Annotated in this window: 18 protein-coding genes and 1 riboswitch; of the genes, 14 read left to right on the top strand and 4 right to left on the bottom strand. The window is 37.0% G+C overall.

What is annotated here, in order from left to right; genetic code table 11:
* Positions 1-103: 103 nt before the first annotated feature.
* From ACEN25_RS10630 to ACEN25_RS10585, 10 genes are all read left to right on the top strand, one after another.
* The gene (locus ACEN25_RS10630; RefSeq protein WP_441802900.1) at positions 104-1,270 is read left to right on the top strand and encodes a trans-sulfuration enzyme family protein; all 1,167 of its coding nucleotides are present in this window, start codon (positions 104-106) and stop codon (positions 1,268-1,270) included.
* Between the two features lie 29 nt (positions 1,271-1,299).
* Positions 1,300-1,713, top strand: a complete 414-nt coding sequence (locus ACEN25_RS10625) for an RrF2 family transcriptional regulator (protein WP_028376639.1) — start codon at positions 1,300-1,302, stop codon at positions 1,711-1,713.
* Between the two features lie 162 nt (positions 1,714-1,875).
* Positions 1,876-2,148, top strand: coding sequence for a DUF2061 domain-containing protein (locus ACEN25_RS10620; RefSeq protein ID WP_441802899.1), 273 nt, complete (start codon positions 1,876-1,878; stop codon positions 2,146-2,148).
* Positions 2,148-2,771, top strand: coding sequence for a phosphoadenosine phosphosulfate reductase domain-containing protein (locus ACEN25_RS10615; protein WP_441802898.1), 624 nt, complete (start codon positions 2,148-2,150; stop codon positions 2,769-2,771). The genes ACEN25_RS10620 and ACEN25_RS10615 overlap by 1 nt, the downstream gene beginning before the upstream one ends.
* A 12-nt stretch (positions 2,772-2,783) precedes the next feature.
* Positions 2,784-3,683 (top strand): sulfate adenylyltransferase subunit CysD, encoded by a 900-nt coding sequence (gene cysD, locus ACEN25_RS10610; protein WP_028376636.1) that lies wholly within the window; start codon positions 2,784-2,786, stop codon positions 3,681-3,683.
* Positions 3,684-3,785: 102 nt separating this feature from the next.
* A complete protein-coding gene (locus ACEN25_RS10605; protein ID WP_441802897.1) occupies positions 3,786-5,030 on the top strand; it encodes a sulfate adenylyltransferase subunit 1 in 1,245 nt (414 codons plus the stop codon).
* 102 nt (positions 5,031-5,132) lie between these two features.
* Positions 5,133-7,229, top strand: coding sequence for a nitrite reductase (locus ACEN25_RS10600; protein WP_441802896.1), 2,097 nt, complete (start codon positions 5,133-5,135; stop codon positions 7,227-7,229).
* On the top strand, positions 7,219-7,983 hold the full coding sequence (gene cobA / locus ACEN25_RS10595) for a uroporphyrinogen-III C-methyltransferase (RefSeq protein WP_441802895.1): 765 nt from the start codon (positions 7,219-7,221) through the stop codon (positions 7,981-7,983). The genes ACEN25_RS10600 and cobA overlap by 11 nt, the downstream gene beginning before the upstream one ends.
* Positions 7,973-8,566, top strand: a complete 594-nt coding sequence (locus tag ACEN25_RS10590) for a precorrin-2 dehydrogenase/sirohydrochlorin ferrochelatase family protein (protein ID WP_035899809.1) — start codon at positions 7,973-7,975, stop codon at positions 8,564-8,566. The genes cobA and ACEN25_RS10590 overlap by 11 nt, the downstream gene beginning before the upstream one ends.
* A 46-nt stretch (positions 8,567-8,612) precedes the next feature.
* Positions 8,613-9,665 (top strand): NAD(P)/FAD-dependent oxidoreductase, encoded by a 1,053-nt coding sequence (locus ACEN25_RS10585; RefSeq protein ID WP_441802894.1) that lies wholly within the window; start codon positions 8,613-8,615, stop codon positions 9,663-9,665.
* Here the strand turns inward: ACEN25_RS10585 and ACEN25_RS10580 are convergent.
* From ACEN25_RS10580 to ACEN25_RS10570, 3 genes are read right to left on the bottom strand one after another with little or no spacing between them, the layout of a single operon-like run.
* The gene (locus ACEN25_RS10580) at positions 9,662-10,042 is read right to left on the bottom strand and encodes a response regulator (RefSeq protein WP_441802893.1); all 381 of its coding nucleotides are present in this window, start codon (positions 10,040-10,042) and stop codon (positions 9,662-9,664) included. The genes ACEN25_RS10585 and ACEN25_RS10580 overlap by 4 nt on opposite strands.
* The gene (locus tag ACEN25_RS10575; protein ID WP_441802892.1) at positions 10,039-10,899 is read right to left on the bottom strand and encodes a hypothetical protein; all 861 of its coding nucleotides are present in this window, start codon (positions 10,897-10,899) and stop codon (positions 10,039-10,041) included. Before ACEN25_RS10575 ends, ACEN25_RS10580 begins: the two co-directional genes overlap by 4 nt.
* A gap of 11 nt (positions 10,900-10,910) precedes the next feature.
* A complete protein-coding gene (locus ACEN25_RS10570; protein WP_028376628.1) occupies positions 10,911-11,498 on the bottom strand; it encodes a carboxymuconolactone decarboxylase family protein in 588 nt (195 codons plus the stop codon).
* A gap of 263 nt (positions 11,499-11,761) precedes the next feature.
* Positions 11,762-11,866: riboswitch (SAM riboswitch) on the top strand.
* 111 nt (positions 11,867-11,977) lie between these two features.
* Between ACEN25_RS10570 and ACEN25_RS10565 the strand changes: the two genes are divergently transcribed.
* The 4 genes from ACEN25_RS10565 to ACEN25_RS10550 all read left to right on the top strand — a co-directional run bounded on the left by ACEN25_RS10565 (position 11,978) and on the right by ACEN25_RS10550 (position 17,997).
* Positions 11,978-13,003 (top strand): homocysteine S-methyltransferase family protein, encoded by a 1,026-nt coding sequence (locus ACEN25_RS10565; RefSeq protein ID WP_441802891.1) that lies wholly within the window; start codon positions 11,978-11,980, stop codon positions 13,001-13,003.
* Between the two features lie 10 nt (positions 13,004-13,013).
* Positions 13,014-15,737, top strand: coding sequence for a methionine synthase (metH, locus tag ACEN25_RS10560; RefSeq protein WP_441802890.1), 2,724 nt, complete (start codon positions 13,014-13,016; stop codon positions 15,735-15,737).
* 159 nt (positions 15,738-15,896) lie between these two features.
* Positions 15,897-16,850, top strand: a complete 954-nt coding sequence (metF, locus tag ACEN25_RS10555; protein ID WP_028376625.1) for a methylenetetrahydrofolate reductase [NAD(P)H] — start codon at positions 15,897-15,899, stop codon at positions 16,848-16,850.
* A gap of 52 nt (positions 16,851-16,902) precedes the next feature.
* A complete protein-coding gene (locus tag ACEN25_RS10550; protein WP_441802889.1) occupies positions 16,903-17,997 on the top strand; it encodes an acyloxyacyl hydrolase in 1,095 nt (364 codons plus the stop codon).
* Here ACEN25_RS10550 and ACEN25_RS10545 read toward each other — a convergent pair.
* On the bottom strand, positions 17,994-19,616 hold the full coding sequence (locus ACEN25_RS10545; RefSeq protein ID WP_441802888.1) for an ArnT family glycosyltransferase: 1,623 nt from the start codon (positions 19,614-19,616) through the stop codon (positions 17,994-17,996). The two genes, ACEN25_RS10550 and ACEN25_RS10545, sit on opposite strands and share 4 nt — an antisense overlap.
* Positions 19,617-19,774: the final 158 nt, after the last annotated feature.

The following is a 19,774-nucleotide window of genomic DNA, read 5'->3' as shown; positions in this document are numbered from 1 at the left end:
TTTAAAGACCACAAAAAAATGAAACAGGATTTTAGACATCTGATTAGATCATCAAAACGAGTATCTCAAATCTAATGTCTAATATCTAACATCTAAGAAAGTAATGAGCAAGCATTTTGAAACTGAAGCGATACGCACCCAATTAAACCGAAGTGAATTTTTAGAGCATTCTGTGCCTTTATACCTTACTTCCAGTTTTGTTTTCGAGGATGCAGAAGATATGCGCGCATCGTTTACCGAAGAGAAGGACCGTAATATTTACAGTCGATTTACAAACCCAAACACCAGTGAGTTTGTAGATAAAATCTGCAAGCTAGAGGGAGCCGAATCTGGTTATGCATTTGCAACAGGTATGGCAGCGGTGTTTTCAACTTTTGCTGCGCTTTTAGATAGTGGCGATCATATTGTTTCAGCACGTTCAGTTTTTGGATCTACCCATACGCTCTTTACAAAATACCTTCCAAAATGGAATATTGAAACCTCTTATTTTAAAGTAGATGAGGTAGATAAAGCAGAACGACTTATCAAGCCCGAAACTAAAATTCTTTATGTAGAATCGCCTACAAATCCCGGTTGTGATGTCTTGGATCTTCAGTATTTAGGGGACTTAGCAAAAAAGCACAATCTTATTTTTGTAGTTGATAACTGTTTTGCGACTCCGTATTTACAACAGCCAATTAAATTTGGTGCAGATTTGGTAATTCATTCTGCAACAAAAATGATTGACGGTCAGGGTCGCGTTTTAGGTGGCGTGACTGTAGGGCGTTCAGATTTAGTACGTGAGATTTATTTATTTGCCCGTAATACCGGGCCGGCATTATCACCGTTTAATGCCTGGGTGCTTTCAAAAAGTTTAGAAACACTTCACGTGCGAGCAGATCGTCATTGCGAAAACGCACTTAAAATTGCGGAGTTCTTAGAAAGCCACGATAAAGTGAATATGGTAAAATATCCCTTCTTAAAATCACATCCTCAGTACGAAGTGGCTAAAAAACAAATGCGTTTAGGAGGTAACATTGTTGCCTTTGAAGTAAAAGGAGGCATTGATGCCGGTCGTAATTTCTTAAATGCGATTAAAATGTGCTCGCTTTCAGCAAATCTAGGAGATACCCGCACGATTGTTACGCATCCCGCTTCTACTACGCACAGTAAATTGGCTGAAGAAGACCGCCTCGAAGTAGGTATTACAGATGGTTTAGTACGTTGTTCGGTAGGTCTTGAGCACATAGATGATATCATTGCAGATCTGGATCAAGCCTTAAAAGCTTAGAATAATAACTTTTTGCATACTTTTAGGCTGTGTTATCTAAAAAGACAAAGTACGGTTTAAAGGCGCTAGCCTATGTGGCAAAGCATAAGGGTGAAGATCCTGTGCAAATAGGAGCCATAGCTAAGAGTGAAAATATCTCTCAAAAATTCCTAGAAAGCATTATGCTTACCTTGCGTAAAGCTGGTTTTCTGGGAAGCAAGAAAGGAAAAGGTGGTGGCTACTATCTACGCAGACAACCGGCAGACATTAAAATGGTTGAGGTGATGCGTATTCTTGAAGGTCCGGTTTCTATGGTGCCTTGTGTTAGTTTAAATTTCTACGAAAAATGTGATGATTGTCCTGATGAGACCGCATGTTCGGTACACAGTTTAATGGTGCAGTTACGAGACAGTAATCTGGCTGTGCTCAATAATAACACATTAGCAGATCTAATAAAGGAATAGTTGCAGAATTCTTGATTTATCGCTTAAATGCTGAAAATCACTTAAAAGTTTCAAAAAAATATCTAAAATATTTGGTCACAAAAGGCACGAAGTATACTTTTGCTTTATAATCCTACTAAATCGATAGGATTAAAGTAAAATACAGAATTTAGTAGTTGAGATATGATTTTAGATCACATATATAGCGAAAGCCGCACAGACAAGCCAGAGAAGGCGACCTATAAAAAAGATACCACTTCAGAGAAACCTTTACGAAGTGTAGTAAAATCTATTAGCTGGAGGTTAGTAGGTACTATTGATACCATACTAATTTCCTGGTTTGTTACCGGCACACTGGCTTTGGCATTTTCTATAGGAGCTATTGAATTAGTTACTAAAATGGTATTATACTTTTTTCACGAGCGTCTTTGGAACACTATAAACTGGGGTAAATAATGAGTTATTCAACTGAAGAACTACAGCAGTTAAATGCTGATTTGAGAGCTAAATCACCTTTAGAAATTGCAGAATGGGCTGTTGAGCATGCAAACAATCCTGTGGTTACGACTAATTTTAGACCTTATGAAGCTGCAATATTATTTGCGGCCAGCAAGGCTCAAAAAGATATTCCGGTAGTGTGGTGTGATACGGGTTATAATACACCTAATACCTATAGACACGCTGAAGAGGTCATTAAGCTTCTCGAGTTGAATGTTGACTTATATGTCCCAAAACAAACAACTTCACATCGAGATGTTGTAATGGGTATTCCGCAAATTGACGATCCATTACATAAGGTGTTTACAGAGCAGGTAAAGCTTGAGCCATTTAAAAGAGCTATGGCAAATCATAAACCAGATGTGTGGTTCACAAATCTTAGAAAGGGGCAAACGGCACATCGTGATAACCTTGATATATTGAGCCTGGGAGCAGACGGGGTATTAAAAGTGAGTCCGTTTTACTATTACAGTGACGAAGAATTAGATACTTTTTTGGCAGAACACAATCTGCCAAACGAACATAAATATTTTGATCCAACAAAAGTTTTGGAGAATCGGGAGTGTGGCTTACACGCCTAAAACAAGCATACAATGAGTAAGATTTTAAAAACAAATGCATTAGAAAGCGAAGCTATTTACATCTTTAGAGAAGTAGTGGCTCAGTTTGAAAATCCGGTATTGTTATTTTCAGGAGGAAAGGACAGTATTACCTTAGTGCGTTTAGCGCAAAAAGCATTTTATCCGGGTAAAATTCCGTTTCCACTTTTGCACGTTGATACTGGTCATAACTTCCCTGAAACTATAGAATTTAGAGATCGTCTCGTAGAAGAATTAGGGTTGAATTTAATTGTGCGCAACGTACAGGATGCGATTGATGCAGGTAAAGTAACTGAAGAAACCGGTAAATATTCAAGCCGAAATATGCTTCAGACCACGACACTTTTAGATGCAATTGAAGAATTTAAGTTTGATGCTTGTATAGGTGGCGCACGTCGTGACGAAGAAAAAGCACGAGCTAAAGAACGTATTTTTTCGGTACGAGATGATTTTGGACAATGGGATGAGAAAAATCAGCGTCCAGAGTTATTCGATCTTTTAAACGGAAAGATTGAAATCGGTCAGAACGTACGTGTTTTCCCTATTTCAAACTGGACTGAACTTGATGTATGGAGTTATATAGAGCAGGAGCAAATTGAAATTCCATCTATATATTTTTCGCATAAGCGTAAAACATTTGTGCGTGACGGGTTAATCTGGAGTGCGTCAAAGTATGTATATAGAGAAGAAGATGAAGAAGTTTTAGAGCGTATTGTACGTTTTAGAACGGTAGGCGATATGACGTGTACGGCAGCTGTAGAATCTGAAGCAGACACAATAGAACGCATTGTTAGTGAAATTAAAGTTTCTACTATTTCAGAACGAGGAGCACGTATAGATGATAAGCGCTCTGAAGCAGCAATGGAAAAGCGCAAGCAACAAGGGTATTTTTAGTCTTATGAGACACGAGAATATTCAATAGGCTTAAAGAAAACGAATACGAATTAAAAATACCCACAAAACTCTTTCTCATAAAGAGGGACGGGAACTATAAAAATGGAAGTTCTAAAAATAGCAACAGCAGGTAGTGTAGATGATGGTAAAAGTACCTTGATAGGGCGCTTGCTTTACGATACAAAGTCGCTAACAGACGATAAACTTGAGGCCATTGAGCGCAACAGTAAGAAAAAAGGATATGATTATCTTGATTTTTCGTTAGCTACAGATGGTTTAGTAGCAGAACGTGAGCAAGGGATTACCATTGACGTGGCTCACATTTATTTTTCTACAAAAAAGAAAAGTTACATCATTGCAGACACACCGGGTCACGTAGAATATACGCGTAATATGGTTACCGGTGCTTCACAGGCGCAGGCTTCAATCATATTAATAGATGCTCGTAAAGGCGTGATCGAACAAACGTACCGCCATTTTTTTATCAATAATTTGCTGCGCGTAAAACATGTGATTGTTGCGGTAAATAAAATGGATCTGGTTGATTACGATCAACAGGTTTTTGAGAATATTAAAGCAGATTTTGAGAAGCTTAATGCTCAAAGCAGTTATGACGATCAGCAGATAACTTTTATTCCTATAAGTGCGTTAAAAGGGGATAACGTTGTACATAAAACAAATGTTATGTCCTGGTATGATGGGGTGAGTGTTCTGGATTATCTTGAAGAACTACAGCCCGAGCAAGATGAATTAACAGCAGCTCGTTTTCCTGTACAAACAGTTATACGACCTAAAAAAGATGAATTTCACGATTATCGCGGTTATGCAGGTAAAATTTATGGAAGCAGTCTTAAGGTAGGAGATGCTGTAACGGTTCTCCCTTCATTAACCACTTCTAAAATTAAAACTATAGAATTTTTTAATGAGCAGTATGATGAGGCTATAGCAGGAAGTTCAGTTTCTATTACGTTAGAAGACGATATAAATGTGACCAGAGGTGATGTTTTAGTGAAGTCTGATGAGGTGCCACAATCTTCTAAGACAATAAAAGCAGCAGTTTGTTGGATGGATGGGAAAGCATTAGTTCCCGGTGCAAAATATGAGATACAGCATAACTCAAACCGAATTTTAGCCAAGATAGATAGTATAGAAAGCATTATTGCTACTGATTATTCTGGAGAAGATACTTCTAAAAATCAACTTACTCTAAATGAGATAGGTAAGGTTAACTTAAAATTGAGTAAGAATTTATTTTTTGACAATTACGCCGATAATAAAGCAGGGGGTTCTTTTATCTTAATTGATACACAGAGCAACACAACTGCTGGAGTTGGTTTTATAGGTTAACAATCGCAGATGAAAGGATGATAATTTTTAGCATCCTTTTTTGCTAAAATCCTATTTCACCCATAGGATTAAAATGAATTATAAAAATATAATACAAAAGCTATGCAAAGCTTCAGAACAGAAATAGAAAACCCGGTTGTAGAAAAAGACATCATAGAACTTGAGCGTAAAATCAAGCTTTTTAAAGATGGAAAGATAGATGAAGAGCGTTTTAGAAGTCTAAGACTTGCAAGAGGTGTTTACGGTCAGCGTCAGGAAGGAGTGCAGATGATACGTATAAAATTACCCTATGGTAAGGTTACCAGTGATCAGCTTTTGCGTATTTCTGATGTTTCTGATGAGTATTCTAGAGGAAAACTACATATAACCACACGTCAGGATATTCAGATTCATTATGTAAGTTTAGATCGTACTCCAGAATTGTGGGCAGAACTTGAGAAAAGTGATGTCACCCTTCGTGAAGCTTGTGGTAATACCGTACGTAACGTTACTGCAAGTCCAGATGCAGGTATAAATCCTGATGAAGCGTTTGATACGACACCATATGCTCACGCGACTTTTCAGTATTTTCTACGGAACCCTATTTCTCAGGAAATGGGTAGAAAATTTAAAATGTCGTTTTCATCTACAGACGATGATTCTGCATTGGCATTTATTCATGATTTAGGTTTTATCCCCAAGATTAAAGATGGTGCACGTGGTTTTAAAGTGATGTTGGGTGGTGGTTTAGGATCACAACCGCGTCACGCAGATACCTTACATGAGTTTTTACCGGTGAACCAACTAATCCCTTTAATAGAAGGTGTGTTACGTGTTTTTGACCGTCACGGTGAGCGTGCACGTCGTCTTAAGGCACGTATGAAATTCCTTATAAAAGATCTGGGAGTAGATGGTTTTATGGCCTTAGTGGAAGAAGAGCAGAAAGCACTTGCTTATAAAACTTACGAGATTGATACTGCAGAATTTGAAAAAGAAATTACAGCTCCTTTAACGGAAGCACCACAGGTAACAATTGAAGACCTTAAAGCTTATGAAGCCTGGAAAGCTACCAATGTGTTTAAGCAAAAGCAAAACGGATTAGTAGCTATAGGAATCAAAGTTAAATTAGGTGATTTTTCTACTGAAAAGGCACGTGCTTTAGCAGGATTAATTAAAAAATATGCAGGCGATGAGTTGCGATTCACGCTGCGTCAAAATATCTTATTAAGACATATACCGGAAGGGGCAATTCCTTTTTTCTACTCACAACTAGCCAATCTTGGTTTTGCTCGTCCGGGATATGAAACTACGGCAGACATTACTGCATGTCCCGGTACAGACACTTGTAATTTAGGGATTGCAAGTAGTACCGGTATTGCAGATAAATTAGAAGATGTTCTTATTGCAGAATATCCTGAATATTTAAACAATAAAGAGATCACGATTAAAATAAGTGGTTGTATGAATGCCTGTGGGCAACATAATATGGCACACATTGGTTTTCAAGGGATGTCTGTACGTACTCCAGATAAATTAGTAGCTCCCGCACTTCAGGTTTTATTAGGTGGCGGTGTACTTGGTGATGGTCAGGGTCGTTTTGCAGATAAAGTCATAAAAATTCCAAGTAAACGAGGACCTCAGGCGCTACGTGCAATTCTTGATGATTATAAGGAGAATGCTGGTGATTTAGATTTTCTAAGTTATTATGATGAGAAAGGGCAGCGTTATTTTTATGATTTCTTAAAACCGTTATCAGATACAGACAACCTGGTTGCATCAGACTTTATAGACTGGGGTAATGATGAGAAATATATTCAGGAAGTAGGAGTAGGTGAGTGTGCCGGTGTAGTAATTGATCTGGTACAAACACTACTTTTAGAAGCTAAAGATAAATTAGGAAGTGCAATAGAATCTTTTGAAGAAAACCGCTGGGCAGATAGTGTATATCATACGTATGCAAGTCTGGTTAATGGAGCTAAAGCGATTTTACTTTCAGAAAATGTAAAGACAAATACACAGGCAAATATAATTGCTGAATTTGATGAGACATTTAAGGAAGACGCTACACTTTCCATAGATAAAACCTTTGCAGAATTAGTTTATCAAATACAGAATAACGAGCCAACTAAAGACTTTGCTGAATCGTATCTTTCTGATGCAAATGCATTCTTTAGCAGAGCAGATGTTTACCGAAAAAATCAACTAGCTCATGCCAATTAACAATCCAAAACTTACCGTAGTAGGAGCCGGGCCTGGAGATGTTGAATTATTTACGTTGAAAGGGGTGAAAGCCTTGCAAAGCGCAGATGTTGTTCTATACGATGCGCTTGTAAACCCATCACTTCTTGAATATGCTCAAAATGCCGAACTTATTTTTGTAGGGAAACGCAAAGGATGTTACGCATACCAGCAGGATCAGATTAATGATTTAATTATTTCACGGGCAAGAAGTCACGGCCACGTGGTACGCTTAAAGGGTGGCGATCCCTTTATTTTTGGACGAGGTGCAGAAGAGATGGAAATCGCTGCAGCTGCCGGAATTGAGGTAGCAATGGTACCGGGTATATCTTCTTCTCTTGCGGTACCGGCATATCAAAATATACCGTTGACTAAACGAGGAAGTTCTGAAAGCTTTTGGGTTATTACAGGTACAACTAAAGATCATAAACTCTCTAAAGATGTACAGCTTGCAGCGCAATCATCAGCAACAGTTGTAATCCTTATGGGAATGAGTAAGTTGGGAGAGATTACAAATTTATTTCGCAAAAGCGGAAAAAATGAAACTCCTGTTGCAATTATTCAGAATGGTACAACTGTAGAAGAGCGCATAGGTGTGGGCACTATTAACACCATAGAATCTGTAGTGCAAGAGTTAAAACTTACTAACCCATCAATTATTGTGATAGGTGAAGTGGTAAGACATCGTGCACAATTGCTAAATTTGCAGTTAGAATATACAGCGTATGATAATTGATCCTCAAGAGAATAATACCCTTTACCCGGTTTTTTTAAAAGTACGTAACCTACAAATCCTCATCGTAGGTGGAGGTAATGTAGCATTAGAAAAATTGACGTTTCTCACAAAATCAAGTCCTGACGCTGTTGTTGAGATGGTCGCACCTTTTTTTAGACCTGAAACCTTAGCTCTAGCAAGTACATTTAATGTAAAAATCACCAAAAAGCGATTTACACGTTCGATGCTTAAAAAGCGTCACATAGTAATTGCTACAACAGATAGCCCTGCAGTAAATAAACGCATTTACAGAGCGGCGAGAAAGCGTTTTTTACTCTGTAATATAGCAGACGTACCAGAGCTTTGTGATTTTTATATGGGGGGTATTGTAACAAAAGGTAATGTTAAAATTGCAATCTCGACTAATGGAAAGTCACCAACCACAGCAAAACGATTAAGACAGTTTTTTGAGGATGTGATACCCGAAAATATTGATGATATGGTTAAAAATATTAACGAATATAGAAAAACCATAAAAGGGGATTTTGAAGAAAAAGTGGAAACCCTTAACGAATTTACAAAAGGATTGATTTCCAAAAATTAAAGATAAAGTTGAATGAGGAGCTGTAAGGGCTCAAAGAATTAAGAAGATGATAAAGACAGATATACTTATAATTGGAGCAGGACCTACAGGATTATTTACCGTTTTTGAAGCCGGTTTATTAAAGCTTAAGTGCCATATAATTGATGCACTTGCACAACCTGGCGGACAGTTATCAGAGATTTATCCTAAAAAACCTATTTACGATATTCCCGGTTTTCCTGAAGTAATGGCAGGAAAATTAATTGACAACTTAATTGAGCAGGGAAAACAGTTTCAACCGGGCTTCACTTTAGGTGAGCGTGCAGAAACTATAGATAAGCAAGATGACGGTAGCTTTATAGTAACTACAAATAAAGGAACACAACACCACACTAAGGTGGTTGCAATTGCTGGTGGTCTGGGTAGTTTTGAACCGCGTAAGCCGCTTATACCTAATATTCACGAGTTTGAAGATAAGGGAGTTGCTTACATGATTAAAGACCCTGAAGTATATCGCGACAAAAAAGTTGTTATCGCCGGTGGTGGGGATTCTGCATTAGACTGGAGTATTTATTTGGCAGATATCGCTAAAGAAGTAACTCTTATACATCGTCGTAATGAGTTTAGAGGAGCCCTAGATTCCGTAGAAAAAGTTAGAGAATTAAAGTTAATAGGTAAGATTAATCTAATTACTCCGGGTGAAGTTGTAGGTCTTGCAGGTGTTGATAAACTTGATCAGGTTGTTGTAGAAACTACTGAAGGTGAAGTAACTCTTGAAGCAGATGCTTTTATACCATTATTTGGTCTTTCTCCTAAATTAGGGCCTATAGGCGATTGGGGATTAGAGATAGAGAAAAATGCGATTAAAGTAAATAATGCATTAGACTACCAGACTAATATACCTGGTGTTTTTGCCATAGGTGATGTTAACACCTACCCAGGTAAATTAAAGTTGATACTTTGTGGTTTTCACGAGGCTACAATGATGTGTCAGGCTGCATATCAAATTATAAATCCTGGTAAGCGCTATGTTATGAAATATACAACCGTAAGTGGTATAGACGGCTTTGATGGTACACGTAAAGAAGCAGAAAAAGCAGTTGTACAGGCGATAAATTAAAAAGTTAAATTCAATTTAGATTTAAGGCTCAGCATTATATCTTTGGTTAATGGCTTAATTAGAAAGTCAATTACCTGAGTATAGTTCTGAGCCTTTTCTCTGTCTATTTCACTTGTACTTGAGGTGAGTATTACAACTTTAGTAAAATTTTTAGCTTCGGTTAAACTATCAAGAAATTTCCAGCCATTTACCACGGGCATATTAAGATCAAGAAAAATGACATCAGGCTTTTGAAATTCTACTTCGGCTAAAGCGATTTCAGGTAATGTATAATCAATAACTTCTGCTGCCAGTTCTGTGACGGCAATCAGTTTTTTATTAATGAAATTAGCCATTTTTTGATCATCTACGAGCATTATTTTTAAGCGGTTACTCATAGTTGATCATTATAATTATAGGAGTATTTTTTGATTTCTTCCTCACTCTTAATCACAACACTTTTAAAAATTGAATCTAGTTCAAAAGAAGACTCTGCTAGTTTTGGTAAAATTTCATTGCGTAACTCGGTATCTGTGTAGTAGTCTGAAATTTCTAATAAACCTAAAATACGACATAAAGGTTCTCTGAGTTCGTGTGCATTCAATCTTAAAAGCTCCAAAATTTTCTTGTTTTTAATACGAAGCTCTCGGGTACGAGAATCTATAATGCTTTGTTGATTACTATTAATTTTTTCAATCTCTTTATTTTTAAGTGCAATTTGTGCGACGGCATCTTCTAATCGCTGGTTTTTAAGATTTATCTCTTGATTTAAACAAATCTGTCTATACTTTGAGGTGAGCGTGTCTACCAGCAAATGTAGAATTTCAACATCACTGAAGCTAAATTGAGCGCTATCATCAGAAACTAGAGATACACATACTTCATAATCTGAGTAGGGTATATACCACCCCCACAGTTGCCCATTGTCAAGTGTAATATGATTTAAATATTTTGGTAAATCTGAGTCATTTATAGCATTTGAGAATGGGATTTGATCTTTGAGTAATTTATTTTCAAAAGCTAAGACGTCTTCCCTGTTTTTTGAGATCCAGGTTTGACCCTTGGCAAAAGTATAGCCGGTAACATTACTTTTATCAATTAAAAGAATTCTAAAAATCTTAAAATTGAAAAGATACTTTAGATGTTTGCTAACCACATGGCTTAGGTTCTCCAGGTTTTCGACCTTACTTAAACCGCCAGAAAATTTAGAAAACGCCTCATAGGTAATACGGTACTTTGCGGCGGCTAGATTCAATTTTTGTAATTTTATGCTTGAGCTTCCATTAGCTCGTTATCAATTTTGATTCCGGCAACATCGGCCAGAGTGTTTAGCATATTTACTAAATCTGCCTGTGCCATAAGTTCTTGTATCTCTGCATCATCAAAGCCGGCCTCGCGAAGTTTTTCAAAATCAGAATCTACGATCATATCATGGTTGAGTGCTGCTTTAGTTACTACTTTAATAGCAGTGCGATAGCTTTCAGGAATCAACGGACTTTCAAGATCATTTGTAACTCTAAAATTTTCATTCTCACTTATCATTGCACTCATACTGTCTGCAAAAATTCCGTGGGCTTGTGCGCAGTATTCACAGTTACGTTCTTTGGAGACGTTGTAGATTATAAGCTGTTTTAGAACGTTAGGAATATCACCTTGCATGAGTGTAGATTTTAATTTGGCCCAATTACCTTTTAACAGAATAGGATTTGACCCCTGACATTTAAACCAGTTTAAAACAAAAGGGATTTGAAGTGTTTTCTTAGTATCATCATAGATGGCTTTAACTTCAGCAGAAGCTTCTTCATAGGATACAACTTTAAAACGTGGATGTGATTGTGTAGTGTTGCTAATCATAGGTTTAAATTTGGTTTTGTTAAGGTAATACGTTTGGGTATACAAACTTAATTTAAAAAATAATTTATACAAGATTGTAAATCAGGCGATTAATATTTTAAGGGTACAATTACATGGCTTTTTAAGACTTTTAAGCGGATAAATGATTCATTTAAGCGTATTTAAAAACTGTTTTATTTTGATAACTTTTTAATTTTAATTCTTTAAAATTTGTGTATTCTCAAGTTGTTTTACAATCTTTGTAAACAAGTTCATTATTTATTAAGTTATCAAGAAAGGCAGAGGGATTAGACCCATTGAAGCCTTAGCAACCCTCCTCTGGAGAAGGTGCTACGTTCTACTCTTATTTAGTAAGGGATAGATAACAAAAAACAAGTCATTCTGGCTTTCCTTTTTATTTTCTTGATACCATAATTACTGAACCTTTCTAATTTAGAAAGCATTTTTTAATGTTTGTAATTGAAGTTTGAAAGAGATTTATGAGTCAGAATAATTTATATAATGTTTTACAAGAACGCATCTTAGTTCTTGATGGCGCTATGGGAACAATGCTACAGCGCTATAAATTCACTGAAGAAGATTTCCGCGGAGAGCGTTTTAAAGATTGGCCTAGTCCTGTACAGGGAAACAATGATTTATTGAGTCTTACTCAGCCTCAGGCAATTGCAGATGTACATGCTCAATATTTTGAAGCAGGAGCAGATATTGTAGAAACAAATACTTTTAGCGGCACTACGATTGCCATGGCAGATTACGGTATGGAGGCGTTGGTGTATGATTTAAACTACGAGTCTGCTAAAATAGCTAAAAAAGTAGCAGAAGAATTTACTGCCAGAGAACCACACAAACCCCGTTTTGTAGCAGGAGCAATGGGTCCTACAAATAAAACGGCGAGTATGTCGCCAGATGTAAATGATCCTGGGTTTAGAGCAATTTCATTTGATGAGTTGCGTATAGCGTATAAACAGCAAGCTGAAGCCCTTATAGACGGAGGGGTAGATATACTTCTGGTAGAAACAATTTTTGATACGTTAAATGCAAAAGCTGCTTTGTTTGCAATAGAAGAATTAAAAGAAGAGCGCGGTGTAGATGTCCCGGTTATGGTAAGTGGTACAATTACAGATGCATCAGGACGCACACTTTCTGGTCAGACCGCAGAGGCTTTTTTGATTTCAATAGGGCATATGCCCTTACTTTCGGTGGGGTTTAATTGTGCTTTAGGAGCAGAGCAATTAACACCCTATTTAGAGGTTATCTCTAGCAAATCTGATTTTGCCGTGTCTGCATATCCTAATGCAGGATTGCCTAACGCGTTTGGTGAATATGATGAGACAGCGCAGGAAATGGCTTCTCAAATTAAATCCTATTTAGATAAACAACTTATTAATATAGTAGGGGGTTGTTGTGGTACAACACCAGAGCACATACGCGCAATTGCGGAACTTGTAAAAGAATATAAGCCAAGACCCTTACCGGCTTTTAAAAATGGACAATCAGCTTTATAATATAGTATTTATGAATAACAGATTAGAAGCAGCTGATACGACTAAAGTAGCATTTAGGCCCTTAAAATTAAGCGGACTCGAACCTTTAATTATTACGCCCGAAAGTAATTTTGTAAACGTAGGAGAACGTACAAATGTAGCGGGGTCTCGCAGGTTTTTAAGGCTTATAAATGAAGAGAAATTTGATGAGGCGCTTGCAATCGCAAGAGATCAGGTAGAAAACGGTGCGCAGATTATAGATATCAATATGGACGATGGTCTAATTGATGGAAAAAAAGCAATGGTTACCTTCTTAAATCTCATAGCAGCAGAACCAGATATTTCACGCGTACCCATAATGATAGACAGCTCTAAATGGGAAATTATAGAAGCGGGTCTACAAGTTGTACAGGGAAAATGCGTGGTAAACTCAATAAGTTTAAAAGAAGGAGAAGCAGAGTTTATAGCACACGCAAAAAAAATAAAGCGTTATGGTGCAGCAGTAATTGTGATGGCTTTTGACGAGGTAGGCCAGGCAGATAATTATGAACGTAGGCTAGAAATTACCAAGCGCAGTTATGACATTCTGGTAGATCAGGTAAATTTTCCGCCTGAGGATATTATTTTTGATCTAAATATTTTTCCCGTTGCAACTGGTATGGATGAGCATAAACTCAATGCCATAGATTTTATAGAAGCAACGCGATGGGTTAAGGCAAATCTACCTTTTGCAAGTGTGAGTGGTGGAGTGAGTAATGTGTCATTTAGTTTTAGAGGAAATGATACAGTGCGTGAAGCGATGCACTCGGTATTTTTATATCACGCGATAAAAGCGGGTATGAATATAGGTATCGTAAATCCTAGCATGCTCGAGGTGTATGATGATATCCCAAAAGAACTTTTAGAGCATGTAGAGGATGTTATTTTAAACCGAAGAGATGACGCTACAGAGCGACTTTTAGACCTTGCAGAAAGCGTAAAAGGAACTTCTAAAGAAAAAGTTATTGATCTCTCCTGGAGGGAAGAACCGCTTCAAAACCGAATTACAAGAGCTCTTGTTAAAGGTATTGACGCCTATATTCTTGAAGATATAGAAGAAGCACGGCTGGCTTCAGAAAAACCATTACATGTTATTGAAGGTCACTTAATGACGGGTATGAACGTTGTAGGTGATCTTTTTGGAAGTGGAAAAATGTTTCTGCCTCAGGTTGTAAAATCAGCCCGGGTGATGAAAAAAGCAGTGGCTTACTTATTGCCTTTTATCGAAGAAGAAAAGCTCAAGAATCCGCCGCCGGTAGATGAGAAAGCAAAATCAAATCTTGTTCTCATGGCAACGGTGAAGGGTGATGTACACGATATTGGTAAAAATATTGTGAGCGTTGTTTTAGCGTGTAACAATTACGAGATTATAGATATGGGGGTAATGGTACCGCCAGAAAAAATTATTGCTACAGCAAAAGAGCGCAACGTAGATATTATAGGCCTTAGCGGTTTAATTACACCATCGCTAGATGAGATGGTATTTCTCGCAAAAGAGATGAAACGTCAGAACTTTACAGTGCCTTTATTAATTGGAGGTGCTACAACAAGCAAAGCGCATACTGCGGTTAAAATTGACCCCGAATATCCTGAAGCGGTTGTGCACGTTAATGATGCTTCGCGAGCGGTAACCGTAGTCGGAGATTTGTTAAATCCTGAATCTAGATTGAAGTATAAAGCAGGTATTAAAGAAGAGTATGCCTTATTTAGAGATCGTTTTTTAACCCGAGGCAAGAAGCGCGATTTCTTAAGTCTAGAACAGGCTAGAGCTAACAATTGGAAACTAGACTGGGAGAGTTTTCAGGCCTTTAAACCTGCGGAAATGGGAATTCAGGTTATTGAAGAATTTGACCTAAACAAGCTTGTTGATTTTATTGATTGGTCACCGTTTTTTAGAAGTTGGGATTTGCACGGAAAATATCCTGATATTTTAGATGATGAGGTGGTGGGCGAGCAGGCACGCGAATTATTTGCCGATGCAAAAGTAATTTTAAAACGCATTTTAGACGAAAAATTACTCACGGCAAAAGCGGTTTTTGGTCTTTTTGAAGCCAATACTGTTAATGATGATGATATTCAGATTATTACGGAAGAGGGAAAAGAGTTTGTTTTTAGAACCTTACGTCAACAAAGTAAAAAAGCATCGGGTAAGCCTAACATTGCACTTTCAGATTTTATAGCGCCTAAAGAAACCGGAAAACAGGATTATATGGGCTGTTTTTGCGTGACAGCAGGTTTTGGTACTCAGGAATTGGCTCAAAAGTATGAGGCAGAACACGATGATTACAACAGTATTATGGTAAAAGCGCTGGCAGATCGTTTTGCTGAAGCTTTTGCGGAATATTTACACAAAGAAGTACGTACAAAACACTGGGGATATGCAAGTGATGAAGCCTTGAGTAATATAGAATTGATTAAAGAGGAATATAAAGGAATACGCCCTGCGCCGGGATATCCTGCGTGCCCAGACCATTTAGAGAAGCTTACGATTTGGGAAGTGCTTAATGTAAAAGAAAATATTGGAGTTGAACTTACTGAAAGCCTAGCCATGTGGCCTGCAGCTTCGGTAAGTGGGTATTACTTTGGCAATCCTGAAGCGCGTTATTTTGGTTTAGGGAAAATTAAAATGGATCAGGTTAAAGATTTTGCAGCGCGCAAAAATATTGAAGTTAGATTGGCAGAAAAATGGTTAAATCCTAATATATCTGACGATTAGTATGCGCTAGGGATTGAGCTCTTGCCGAAGCTCGTTGAAGCGATAGCGAAAACAGCGACGAGCGAAAGCCCGACCCGAAGGGTAGCGCCCAAAAAAATAAATAGAATTGTTCAATTAAAAATACCCGAATAAAGTTTTCACGAGAAAACAAGGGACATTATGAAAATTACAGATCACATAAAAGCAGCTAACGGGAAGACTTTATTTTCTTTTGAATTGATACCACCCAGAAAGGGTAAAAGTATTCAGGAATTATATGATAATATAGACCCGTTGATGGAGTTTAAACCGCCTTTTATTGATGTGACTACATCACGCGAGGAGTTTATTTATATAGAAAAAGACGGGCTTTTAGATAAAAAGGTAACACGTATGCGACCGGGTACTCTGGGAATTTGTGCATCTATAAAGCATAAGTACAACGTAGATACGGTTCCGCACGTGTTATGTGGTGGTTTTACTAAAGAGGAAACCGAATATTTGCTGGTAGATTGTCACTTTCTTGATATACACAATGTAATGGCACTACGAGGTGATGCCATGAAAGAGCAGCAGTATTTTGAGCCTACAAATGGTGGCCACGAGTATGCGTTAGGTCTTGTAGAGCAAATTTCAGAAATGAATAAAGGCAGGTACCTCAATAATGTCGTGGAAACATCTGACTGTTCTGACTTTTGTATAGGTGTGGCGGGCTATCCTGAAAAGCATTTAGAGGCACCTTCTTTAAAAACAGACTTAAAAAGACTTATTCAAAAGGTAGAAGCCGGTGCAGATTATGTGGTGACTCAGATGTTTTTTGATAATAAAAAATACTTTGAGTTTGTTGATTTAGTGCGTGCCGAAGGAATAGATATTCCTATTATTCCAGGTATTAAGCCTATTGCCGTAAAACGTCATTTACAGTTATTACCACAAGTGTTTAAAATAGATTTGCCTCAAGATCTTATAGATGCGGTAGATGATTGTAAGTCTAATGCAGATGTACGACAGGTAGGAATAGACTGGGCAATACAACAATCTAAAGAACTTATGGCAGGTGGTGCGCCTGTTTTGCATTACTATTCTATGGGCAAAAGTGATAATGTGCACGCGATTGCTTCCGCACTTTTTTAAGTGCTGTGAGATCTCAATTAAATGCATATTTTTACCGACACCCCTTTTTTAAATGAAGTATAAATTACTGTTTGTTTTATTGTGGTCTGTTTTTGCATTTGGTCAAGAAACAGAACAGAAACCTTATAGCCTTGATGCTAACTTTTTTTATGGTACCATCTTGCAGCATAACAAGGATATCGCTCATTTAATCACCGGTCATCCTACCGGTGTTATATTAAGTTATAACCGCAGAACTTATGGTTTTAATGAGTGGGAAGCACGTTACAATTATCCTGATTATGGTTTTTCTTTTATAGCTCAAGATCAAAAAAACGAATTTCTAGGTGAGAATTATGGTCTTTACGGTCATTTTAATTTTTATGCCTTAAACCGAAAATTAATGATGCGTGTAGGGCAGGGTGTTGCTGTTACTACAAAGGCATTTGATCTCGATAAAAATTTCAGAAACAATGCATATGGCTCAACATTATTGAGTTCAACCTATATCATGCTTAATTACAAGCAACCTAACATTATAGATAAAATAGGTTTGCAAACGGGAGTTTCATTGATTCACTATTCTAATGCAAATGTGAAAGCTCCTAATGCCAGTACAAATTCTTTTACATTTAATCTTGGTCTTAATTACCAATTGTCTGACGAAGATGCTTTTCCAGAGTATATTCCTAAGGTAAAAAGTCGATATTCTGAACCTGTAAAATGGAATTTAGTACTTAGATCAGGTATTAATGAAAGTGATTATATAGGTCTGGGACAGCAGCCGTTTTTAATAGTTTCTACATTTTTAGATAAGCGTGTAACGCATAAGAGCAGTTTTCAGTTAGGAGCAGATTTATTTTTGAGTCCGTTTTTAAAAGATCAGATTGAGTTTGAAAGCATAGCTTTTAAGCGCTTTAATGTAAGTGGCGATGAAGATTGGAAACGTATAGGTGTTTTTGCCGGGCACGAACTTCATTTTAATAAGAACGCTTTTGTAAGTCAGCTAGGGTATTATGCCTATTATGATTATGATTTTGAAGGAAGAGTTTATTTAAGAAACGGACTCAAAAGATACTTTACCCCAAAAATATTTGGTTCAATAACCTTGAAATCTCATTTTGCCAAAGCTGAAGCGGTAGAATTTGGTATAGGGATACGGCCTTAATAATAGACTGTATACTTCTTAAATTTTTCAGACTTAAAACCTTGTAAAAGGTACGATAAACTGTCTGGAAGTTTCTTTTTATTCTTAATAAGCAAGACCGTATTAGAATTTTGCATCAGATTTTTAAACCGTTGCACTTGCCCAGAATCATGAATAGGTAAATAGCTTTCTTTCCAACTATCTGTATCTTCAAATCGTGTATCCCGTTTAGACTCAAAATTAGTGTCATAAATTGTAATCACGTGATCTCCTAAATAAAACGGCGCAGAAGATAGGAGATTATCATAAACCAGTACCTTATAATATGAAGTGGTGCGCTGTTGTTTTATAAAGGTATATTCAGGTTTTAGAGCATTAATAATAAAGCTGTTTTGACTGCTAATAGAGGTATAAATAAGTATGAGAAAACAAGTTGCTCCCGTGCTTAATAGCAATACGAGTTGATCAGGCTGTCCTTTTGATTTAAACAGAAAAATATATCCAAAAACTATAATACTTAAAGCAAAGGCAGAGGCTAGAAGCCAGTTAAAGTTAAGGGTGGGTATTAATGGAAGCGCTATAACTAAAAGTACTAAAATAATAAATGCAGCTTTATACGTCTGAATATATACAATTTTATTTAAGGTTGAGTATTTGCTGAAAATACTACCAAAATATAAAGCCAAAAATGGATACAGTGGCAGTATATAAAGAAGCAATTTTGATGAGAATAATGAGAAAGTAGCTAAAATCGCAATTGCTGCATAACCGCATATTTTTGTCTGCGCATCAATCTTAATTACCTTCGATTTTTTAAAAAGGTTTATAACAACCGGAACTAACCAGGGCAAGCATAGGGCAGGAGCAATTAAGATATAGTACCAGAACGGTTTATCTCTATGGAATGTTTCTGCATTTACGCTACGAGCTATAATTTGCTCTTGAATAAAATAATCCCATAATTCCGGTTTGTTTATAATTATAGAAAAAAACCAGGATCCAGAAACCAGGAGCAGTAAAATAAGACCCGGTAGGGTATGAATTGAAAACTTCGGTTTTTCCCCGTTTACGATTTTATAACAAAGGATAAAAAGTGCTACTGGTAAAAAGGATACAGGTCCTTTTGTTAAAAAAGCGAGTCCTAAAATGGTGTAGAACAGATAAAGATATTTTGGCCTATTCGTTATTTTAAATTGAAGCCATAAGTAAACGCTAAAAATGATGAAAGTAGTTAAATAAGCGTCTGTGGTTAAATTGCGGGTTGCAATGAGTACAATAGGAAAGCTGAAATAAATTAGCGATGATGCTATTGCAGTTTTCTCATCTTTAAACCAGATCAGCGCTATTTTATAGATCAGAAATAACTGAAAAATTAGAGCTAAGCTTAGAAAGAAACGTGCTCCATATTCTGTATAGCCAAATATTTTATAACCCAGAGCAGTTATTGCATACGTTACCGGTGGCTTGTGATAATGACCTATACCCAGCAAAGACGGATATAAAAAATCATTACTAAGAGCCATTTCACGGCCTATTTCTGCATAACGCGCTTCACTACTCTCTGTAAGTCCCCAGCTGCCCTGACCAATATTTAATACGACAAAAAGAAAGAGAAGGACGAGATAAAATGATTTTTTCAAAATAATCTTTTAATGGTATTCAAATTTGTGAAATTTTATTGATTTGGTATTAGACATCAACTTTTATTTCATTTTTGGAGTCACGATTTGCTCGTTTGAGATTTTGATAAAATTTAGGCTACCTAGAGCTTTTAGCGTAATTTGCCACATTAGAAAAG

The sequence above is a fragment of the Leeuwenhoekiella sp. W20_SRS_FM14 genome (genome assembly GCF_052119605.1).
Taxonomy (GTDB): Bacteria; Bacteroidota; Bacteroidia; order Flavobacteriales; family Flavobacteriaceae; genus Leeuwenhoekiella.
The sequence above is the reverse complement of the archived record's forward strand: the minus strand, read 5'-3'. Positions and strand labels throughout refer to the sequence as shown.

Excerpts from the sequence above, each read along its gene's own strand:
- cysD (WP_028376636.1), top strand. The coding sequence starts at position 2,784 with ATGAGTAAGATTTTAAAAACAAATGCATTAGAAAGCGAAGCTATTTAC.
- ACEN25_RS10585 (WP_441802894.1), top strand. The coding sequence starts at position 8,613 with ATGATAAAGACAGATATACTTATAATTGGAGCAGGACCTACAGGATTA.
- ACEN25_RS10570 (WP_028376628.1), bottom strand. The coding sequence starts at position 11,498 with ATGATTAGCAACACTACACAATCACATCCACGTTTTAAAGTTGTATCC.
- ACEN25_RS10630 (WP_441802900.1), top strand. The coding sequence starts at position 104 with ATGAGCAAGCATTTTGAAACTGAAGCGATACGCACCCAATTAAACCGA.
- cobA (WP_441802895.1), top strand. The coding sequence starts at position 7,219 with ATGCCAATTAACAATCCAAAACTTACCGTAGTAGGAGCCGGGCCTGGA.
- ACEN25_RS10590 (WP_035899809.1), top strand. The coding sequence starts at position 7,973 with ATGATAATTGATCCTCAAGAGAATAATACCCTTTACCCGGTTTTTTTA.
- ACEN25_RS10600 (WP_441802896.1), top strand. The coding sequence starts at position 5,133 with ATGCAAAGCTTCAGAACAGAAATAGAAAACCCGGTTGTAGAAAAAGAC.
- ACEN25_RS10620 (WP_441802899.1), top strand. The coding sequence starts at position 1,876 with ATGATTTTAGATCACATATATAGCGAAAGCCGCACAGACAAGCCAGAG.
- metF (WP_028376625.1), top strand. The coding sequence starts at position 15,897 with ATGAAAATTACAGATCACATAAAAGCAGCTAACGGGAAGACTTTATTT.
- ACEN25_RS10615 (WP_441802898.1), top strand. The coding sequence starts at position 2,148 with ATGAGTTATTCAACTGAAGAACTACAGCAGTTAAATGCTGATTTGAGA.
- ACEN25_RS10605 (WP_441802897.1), top strand. The coding sequence starts at position 3,786 with ATGGAAGTTCTAAAAATAGCAACAGCAGGTAGTGTAGATGATGGTAAA.
- ACEN25_RS10565 (WP_441802891.1), top strand. The coding sequence starts at position 11,978 with ATGAGTCAGAATAATTTATATAATGTTTTACAAGAACGCATCTTAGTT.
- metH (WP_441802890.1), top strand. The coding sequence starts at position 13,014 with ATGAATAACAGATTAGAAGCAGCTGATACGACTAAAGTAGCATTTAGG.
- ACEN25_RS10550 (WP_441802889.1), top strand. The coding sequence starts at position 16,903 with ATGAAGTATAAATTACTGTTTGTTTTATTGTGGTCTGTTTTTGCATTT.
- ACEN25_RS10580 (WP_441802893.1), bottom strand. The coding sequence starts at position 10,042 with ATGAGTAACCGCTTAAAAATAATGCTCGTAGATGATCAAAAAATGGCT.